The sequence below is a fragment of the Cryobacterium fucosi genome, from assembly GCF_004403515.1.
In the GTDB taxonomy this organism is placed as follows: domain Bacteria; phylum Actinomycetota; class Actinomycetes; order Actinomycetales; family Microbacteriaceae; genus Cryobacterium; species Cryobacterium fucosi.
The window spans coordinates 22,220-28,219 of the sequence record NZ_SOHH01000019.1 but is presented as its reverse complement, the minus strand read 5'-3'; the positions used below and the strand labels follow the sequence as shown (position 1 = coordinate 28,219).

General features: G+C 69.8%; 5 protein-coding genes and 1 pseudogene. 2 read left to right on the top strand and 4 right to left on the bottom strand.

Features of this window, described 5'->3' with window-relative positions; all coding sequences use genetic code 11:
- Nucleotides 1-78: 78 nt before the first annotated feature.
- Together E3T48_RS01415 and E3T48_RS01410 are read right to left on the bottom strand one after the other, a co-directional pair.
- Nucleotides 79-960, bottom strand: coding sequence for an ABC transporter permease (locus tag E3T48_RS01415; RefSeq protein WP_241986520.1), 882 nt, complete (start codon nucleotides 958-960; stop codon nucleotides 79-81).
- A complete protein-coding gene (locus tag E3T48_RS01410) occupies nucleotides 929-2,059 on the bottom strand; it encodes an ABC transporter substrate-binding protein (protein ID WP_241986519.1) in 1,131 nt (376 codons plus the stop codon). Before E3T48_RS01410 ends, E3T48_RS01415 begins: the two co-directional genes overlap by 32 nt.
- 331 nt (nucleotides 2,060-2,390) lie before the next feature.
- On the opposite strand from E3T48_RS01410, the gene E3T48_RS01405 reads away from it, so the two are divergent.
- Nucleotides 2,391-3,596 carry a winged helix-turn-helix domain-containing protein gene (locus tag E3T48_RS01405; protein ID WP_134522099.1) on the top strand — a complete coding sequence of 402 codons (1,206 nt, stop codon included), beginning with the start codon at nucleotides 2,391-2,393 and terminating at the stop codon, nucleotides 3,594-3,596.
- 163 nt (nucleotides 3,597-3,759) lie between these two features.
- On the opposite strand, the gene E3T48_RS01400 is transcribed toward E3T48_RS01405, so the two are convergent.
- Complete coding sequence (locus tag E3T48_RS01400; RefSeq protein WP_134522098.1) at nucleotides 3,760-4,647, bottom strand: M48 family metalloprotease; 888 nt, start codon at nucleotides 4,645-4,647, stop codon at nucleotides 3,760-3,762.
- Nucleotides 4,648-4,659: 12 nt separating this feature from the next.
- Entirely contained in the window at nucleotides 4,660-5,226 is a 567-nt protein-coding gene (locus tag E3T48_RS01395; protein WP_134522097.1) for a LemA family protein, read from the bottom strand.
- Nucleotides 5,227-5,399: 173 nt separating this feature from the next.
- Here E3T48_RS01395 and E3T48_RS01390 point away from each other — a divergent pair.
- Nucleotides 5,400-5,895 (top strand): annotated as a pseudogene (locus E3T48_RS01390) (ABC transporter ATP-binding protein); the annotation flags it as partial.
- Nucleotides 5,896-6,000 lie beyond the last annotated feature (105 nt).

Here is a 6,000-nt window from a genome sequence, read left to right as displayed (position 1 = left end):
GGGCCGGGCCGGGCCGGGTGCGCCGGGCGCGGGCACCGGCGCCGAGCCGGGCGCCGTCACCGGCCTCGCGGACGTCGGTCATCGCTGCCACCTGGCGGCTCTCGCCTGCAGCGCGGAGTAGCCGGCCATCACCACCACCATCACCACGATCATCCCGAGCGCCAGCGCACCGGCCAGGTTCTCCCGGCCGAGCAGGGTCTCGCTGGTGAGCGCGGAGCGGATCTGCAGCGGCACGATCTGGGAGCCCTGGCTGGTGAGAGCCGCGGCGGTCGCGTAGGAGGAGAATGCGTTCGCGAAGAGCAGCAGCAGGCTGCCGAGAAAGGAGGGCGCGAGCACGGGACCGGCGATGCGCAGCCAGTAGGTGGCGCGACTGCCACCGAGGGTCGCGTTGGCCTCTGCCCAGGTCGGTTTGAGCGCCTGGAGGGCCGGCATGAAGGTGATGATCATCAGCGGCACCTGGAAGTAGAGGTAGGGCAGTACCAGCCCGGGCAGTTCGTAGAGCCAGACGCCGCCGGCGAAGATGTCCACGCCGAACGTGTCGCGCAGGATGAGCGTGACCATGCCCTGGATGCCGATGGTGGCCACGAACGCGAAGGCGAGCATGACTCCGCCGAACTGGGCGAGCACGCCGCTGAGCGAATCGACCACGGCGCGGAGGGCACCGTCCGGCCGGGCGCCGAGCAGGCCGTAGCAGGCGACCGCGCCGACGAGGGCGCCGAGCACGGAGGTCAGGGCGGACAGGGCGAACGAGTTGGCGAAGGCATCCCGCACCACCGGGTTGCCGAGGGCGGCGACCGTGTCGAGGGTGAACGCGCCGGACTTGTCGAAGAACCCGGTGCCGACGGCGATCAGGGTCGGCACGACGAGGAAGAGAAGCACGTAGACCGCGAACGGCAGCAGCCCGAAGGCCGCTGCCGTCCTGCGGAGGCTACTGGACAGCGGCGGCCCACTTCGTTCCAAGCAGGGCGGCGCCGGCGGCGCTCTGCTCCTTGGTCGGAACCACGGTTTCCGCGGGAGCCGCGGGAAGGGCACCCAGCAGTTCCGCGTCGATGGTGCCCGCGGCCGTCATCGCCTCGGCGCGCACGGGGCGTGCCCCGCCGCCGAGCCACAGGTTCTGGCCCTCGTCGCTGTACAGGAACTCCTGCCAGAGCCGGGCGGCGGCCGGGTGCGGGGCATCCTTGTTGACGGCCTGGTTGTAGTAGCCGGCGTAGCCGGTGCCGCCGAAGACGACGACCTTCCAATTGCGCTGGCCGTCGAGCTTCTTGCCGTAACCCACGTTGAGGTAGTCCCAGTCCAGGACGACGGGGGTCTCGCCCGAGGCGATGGTGGCCGGGGTCGGGTCGATCTTGACGAAGTTGCCGGCCGCGTTCAGCTTGGTGAAGAAGTCGATGCCGGGCTGGAAGTCGTCGACCGTGCCGCCGTTCTGCACCGTCGCCATGCCGACGGCGGCGAAGGCGGCCCCGGCCTGGGTCGGGTCGCCGTTGATGGCAACCTTGCCCTTGTACTCGGCGCCGAGCAGGTCGGTCAACTTCTTCGGCGCCGGGACGGCGTCGGGGTCGTAGCCCACCGCCAGGTATCCGCCGTAGTCGCCGGTGTAGAGTCCGCTGGCCTCCTTGAGGGCGTCGGGAATGTCGGCCCAGGTGGCCACCTGGTACGGCGCGAACCGGTCGGTGCTGGAGAGGGCGACGGCCAGCCCCAGGTCGAAGACGTCGGGCGCGGTGTCCTGGCCCTTCAGGGTGTCGGCGGCCTGGATCTCCTCGGCGCTCGACCCGTCGGGCGAGGCCTCGTTGATTGTGATCTCGGGGTATTTCTCGGAGAACGCATCGAGCACGGCGCCGTAGTTGGCCCAGTCGCGCGGGAGGGCGATGACGTTGAGGCTCCCCTCCGCCCTGGCCGCGGCCTCGAGGGCGGCCAGGTCGCCGAAGGCGCTCAGGCTGGTGGCCGTGGCGGCGTCGGTCGTGCCGGTGCTGCTCGCTGCGGCGCCGGAGCATCCGGTGAGGCCGATCGCGAGTATGGCCGTGGCGGCCAGGGACGCGACCAGGGTGCGTGTGGTGATCAAGTTGTCCTCCGTCGGACCAGCGACAGGCCGCACGCGCATCGGCGCGCGCAGTTGGTTGCCGGGTTGCTGGTCATCGCGAGACTAGAAGGGGCGGTCGACGGGCGTGCGGCACCCGCCTGAACGGCTCATGAATGCTGGGCGACGGATGCCGCGGGCCGGGCCGCCGCATCCGTTCGCCCGGCCGGCTGGTGACCGCCTGACTGTTCGGATGGAGTATTTCGCGACGCGCCGCGGTGCGCGGCGTCGCAAACGGCGCGCACCGAGAATCTCCATCCCGGCCGGAATATCGGGGCGGCGCCGAATGGCGGAGGCGGGCAGTAGGGTCGACCTGATGGTCCAGTCAGTCTCTCCCGCGCTCGCGCGCCGCATCGCGCTGGCCGCCCAGGGCTTCGGCCGCCGGTCAGCGGCGACGCCCGGCATCCGTCAACTGGATGCCCTCGTGAACCGGATCGAGCTGCTGCAGATCGACTCGGTCAACGTCTTCGAGCGCAGCCACTATCTGCCGGCGTTCAGCCGCCTCGGCGCCTACGACAAGGCGCAGCTGGACCGGCTCACGAGTGGCCGCGAGGCCCGCTTCACCGAGTACTGGGCGCACGAGGCGTCGTTCGTTCCGCTGGACACCTGGCCGCTGTTCGGGTGGCGGATGCAGCACTACCGCGACCAGGCGGGCGGGACTCCGGACACCTGGGCCGCCGCCAACCAGCCGATGCTGGACTGGCTGCTCGCCGAGCTCGCCGAGAAGGGCCCGCTGCCGGCCAGCGCCATCGAGCACGACGCGAACAAGCGCAGCGGCCCCTGGTGGGGGTGGTCCGACGTGAAAACCGGGCTGGAGGTGCTCTTCCGCTGGGGCGATGTGGTGAGCGCCGGACGCCGGCGATTCGAGCGGGTCTACGGGTTGCCGGAGCAGGTGTTCCCGGCGGAGCTGCTCGGCCGCCGGGTCGACCGGGCCGACGCCCATCGGGAGCTGATCAGCCGGTCGGCGCGCGCCCACGGAATCGGCACGGCGAAGGATTTCGCGGACTACTTCCGGTTGAAGTCGGTGCCGGCGCTGGCGGCCGTCCGTGAGCTGGAGGAGGCCGGGGAGCTGATCCCGGTGGAGGTTGCCGGCTGGGGCGGGCCGGGGAAGGCCGGGGCGGCCTGGCTGCACCGGGACGCCAGGCTCCCCCGCTCGATGGATGCCGCCGCAGTGCTCTCCCCCTTCGACCCCGTCGTCTGGGAGCGGGCGAGGGCACTGCGGTTGTTCGACTTCCACTACCGGATCGAGATTTACACTCCGCAGCCCAAGCGCGTGTTCGGCTATTACGTGCTGCCGGTGTTGATCGGGGACACGATCGTCGGCCGGGTCGACCTGAAGAACGACCGCCAGTCCGGGGTGCTGCGGGTGCAGGCGGCGTGGGCCGAACCGGATGCCCCGGCCGACACGGCCGGACGCCTCGCCGCCGTGCTGCGGGAGACCGCCGCCTGGCAGGGGCTGGACGAGATCGCGGTGGTCCGGCGCGGGAACCTCGCCGCCGGCCTGGCCGCAGAGCTGGTCTAGCGGTCTCGACGGGCTCGACCACCGACGGGGCTCGGGTCTCGACAGGCTCGGGTCTCGACGAGCTCGACCACCGACGGGCTCGGGTCTCGACGGGCTCGACCACCGACGGGCTCGACCACCGGCGGTGATCGAGCCTGTCGAGATCAGACCGAACGGGCTCGGATCAGAACTTGCGGCCCATGGTGTGCAGCCGTTCGATCCGCTCGTCAATCGGCGGGTGGGTGCTGAACAGCTTCGCCATCATGCCGGGCTTCAGCGGGTTGGCGATCCACAGGTGCGCCATCGAGGAGTTCTGCTTCCGCATCGGGCGCCCGTAGGCTTCCAGCTTGGCCAGGGCGCTCGCGAGGGCGTCGGGGTGCCGCGTGGTCAGCGCGCTCGTCGCATCCGCGAGGTATTCGCGCTGCCGGGACACGGCCAGCTGCACCATGCTCGCCACGAGCGGCGCGACGACTATCGCGACCAGCCCGAACACCATGACGATCGGGTTGCCATTGTTGTTGTTGTTGCGGCCGAAGAACGCCATCCGCAGGAACATGTCCGAGATGAAGCCGACGGCGACGACCAGCCCGAAGACCACCATCGACAGCCGGATGTCGTAGTTGCGCACGTGGCCGAGTTCGTGCGCCATCACGCCTTCGAGTTCGGAGTCGTCCATGATCTCGAGCAGGCCCGTCGTCGCGGCGACGATCGCATGCTGCGGGTCGCGGCCGGTGGCGAACGCGTTCGGCGCCGGATCGCTGATCACGTAGATCTCGGGCATCGGGGTGCCGGTGGTGATCGACAGGTTCTCGACGATGTTCCAGAGCCGCGGATGCTCCGCCTTGCGGGTGATCCGGATGCCGCCGCTCATCGCGACGGCCTGGCGCCCCGCCATGAAGTACTGGACGAGGGCGTAGCCGCTCGCCACCACGACGGTGAGGATCAGGATGCCGTAGCTGCCCTGGGGACTGTAGACATAGTTCGCCAGCCAGCCGAGCCCGGTGATGAGGGCAAGGAACAGGAGGATGATGAAGACCGTGTTGCGCTTATTGCGCGCGATGGCGCTGTACATCGACGCCTACCGCTAGAACTGCACGCGAGGCGGCTCCGCGATGGCTGCGGAGTCGGACACCTCGAAGAAGTCGCGCTCGGTGAAGCCGAGGTTCTTGGCGATGAGGTTGTTCGGGAAGACCTGGATCTTCGTGTTGAGCTCGCGCACCCCGCCGTTGTAGAACCGGCGCGACGCCTGGATCTTGTCCTCGGTGTCGACCAGTTCGGCCTGGAGCTGGAGGTAGTTCTGGCTCGCCTGCAGCTGCGGGTAGGCCTCGGCCACGGCGAAGATGCTCTTCAGCGCGGTCTGCATATGGTTCTCGGCCGCGGCCGCCTCGGCCGGCCCCTGCGCGCTCAGAGACTCGGCGCGGGCCTTCGTGACGTTCTCGAAGACGGCCTTCTCGTGCGCGGCGTAGCCCTTGACCGATTCGATCAGGTTGGGGATCAGGTCGGCCCGCCGCTTCATCTGCACGGTGATGTCGCTCCACGCCTCGTCCACACGCACCTTGAGGGTGACGAGGGAGTTGTAGGTCGCCCACAGGTAGATCCCGATGATGGCGACGAGGGCAACAACGATGAGGACCGGGATGAGCCATTCCATGGCAGCGTCTCCTTGCGATTGAGCGGGGCGGGCAACGGCCCGCGGCATCGTGACTTGCGATGCACGCCCATCATAACGGCGCGCCCTGAGGCTCCCATGTACTTCCCATGACACTCCAAGAATCACCGTTCGAGGAGGTCGACTTTCGCCGCTGATCGGCGAATAATGCAACCATGGTGCACAGAGCCGCTCCCGCCGTCGTGGTGCGCGACCTGCATGCCCGCCGGGGGACGCATCCGGTGCTGCACGGCCTGAGCCTGAGCGTGCCCCGCGGCCTGGTCGTCGGCCTGATCGGGCCGAGCGGATGCGGCAAGACCACCCTCATGCGCTCGATCGTGGGGGTGCAGATCGTGCAGTCCGGGGAGGTCACCGTGCTGGGCCGGGCGGCGGGCACCGCGTCGCTGCGCGGCCGAGTCGGCTACGTCACCCAGGACGCGAGCGTGTACGACGACCTCACCGTGCGCCAGAACCTGGCGTACTTCGCCGCCGTGCTCGGCGCGACCCGGGACGACATCGACCGGGTGATCGACGCCACCGACCTGGCCGCGAACGCCGCCCAGCTGGCCGGGTCGCTCTCGGGCGGGCAGCGCAGCCGGGTGTCCCTGGCCGGCGCCCTCCTCGGCTCCCCCGAACTCCTCGTGCTCGACGAACCCACCGTCGGCCTCGACCCCGTGCTGCGGGTGGAGCTGTGGGCGCTGTTCCACCGGCTGGCCGCCACCGGAACGAGCCTGCTCGTCTCCAGCCACGTCATGGACGAGGCCAGCCGCTGCGACC

Bases quoted from the DNA above. Each gene is read 5' to 3' on its own strand.
- E3T48_RS01400 (WP_134522098.1), bottom strand. From the start codon at position 4,647: ATGTACAGCGCCATCGCGCGCAATAAGCGCAACACGGTCTTCATCATC.
- E3T48_RS01405 (WP_134522099.1), top strand. From the start codon at position 2,391: ATGGTCCAGTCAGTCTCTCCCGCGCTCGCGCGCCGCATCGCGCTGGCC.
- E3T48_RS01395 (WP_134522097.1), bottom strand. From the start codon at position 5,226: ATGGAATGGCTCATCCCGGTCCTCATCGTTGTTGCCCTCGTCGCCATC.